1 protein-coding gene is annotated in these 1,026 nt (G+C 56.4%); it reads left to right on the forward strand.

Annotated features, from left to right (window positions below; all coding sequences use genetic code 11):
• Positions 1 to 54 precede the first annotated feature (54 nt).
• A complete protein-coding gene (locus EZI54_RS23875; RefSeq protein ID WP_131484338.1) occupies positions 55 to 1,020 on the forward strand; it encodes a transposase in 966 nt (321 codons plus the stop codon).
• The last annotated feature ends 6 nt before the right edge of the window (positions 1,021 to 1,026 follow it).

Consider the following 1,026-nt stretch of genomic DNA (forward strand, 5'->3'; position numbering starts at 1 on the left):
GAGGGGAGGGGGTCAGGTGTTGAAATGTTAATTAGCAGTGTATAGATTGCCCTCATGCCAAGACCTCAACGCCTGGAATATGAGGGCGCCTTCTACCATGTCATGAATCGTGGCCGCCGTCGGCAGAAGGTTTTCCACGGCCCGTCCGATTACGAAGATTTCCTCCGGACGCTCAGTGAAGCCCACGAGCGGTTTGGTCTGGAGATCCATGCCTACTGTCTGATGGGCAACCACTACCATCTCCTGGTCAAAACGCCGCGAGGCAATCTGAGCCGTTGCATGCGCCACGTGAACGGTCTCTATACCCAGCGCTACAATCGTCGAGCGGGCACCGATGGCCCCCTCTTTCGAGGCCGGTTCAAGGCGATTCTGGTGGACGCTGATGCATACCTGCTGCAGCTGACTCGCTACATTCACCGTAATCCCATAGAAACCAGCGAGCCCCTTGTGGAACGGTTGGAGGACTACCCGTGGTCCAGTTATCCGGTCTACGTGAATCGAGCCCGCGCACCCGATTGGCTCTACCGGGAGACGACCTACACCATGCTGGGTCATCGACACCGTTACGCCCAGTATCGGGCTTACGTTGAGCAGGGGACGGATACCGATCTCAGAGCGTTTTATGAGAAAGGGCGCCTGCCTCCGGTATTGGGGAGCGAGTCGTTTAAAGCCGAGATTGAAGATGAGCCCTGGGAGAATGTGTCACCTGAAAAGTTGCGCCAGCAGCTCTATGAACCCGTCGCGCACGAAACGATCATCGAAACGGTAGCAAGGCTATTCGACGTTGAGCCGAGGGAATTGAGGACTGGAAAACGGGGGCAACGCAACCCGGCTCGCTGGCTGGCGATGGTGCTGTGTCAACAGTTGGGTGGTTTGTCACAATCGCGTGTAGCGGAGATCTTTCAGCTTGGTTCTGTGGGAGGTATTTCCCACGCGCGGCGGCAGTTGGAGAAGGCGATAGAGGACGATGTTGAACTTCGGAATCGATGGCAATTAGCAATTAAGCACCTGACCCCTTAGCTCCCC

The organism is Marinobacter halodurans, assembly GCF_004327985.1.
GTDB classification, from domain to species: domain Bacteria; phylum Pseudomonadota; class Gammaproteobacteria; order Pseudomonadales; family Oleiphilaceae; genus Marinobacter_A; species Marinobacter_A halodurans.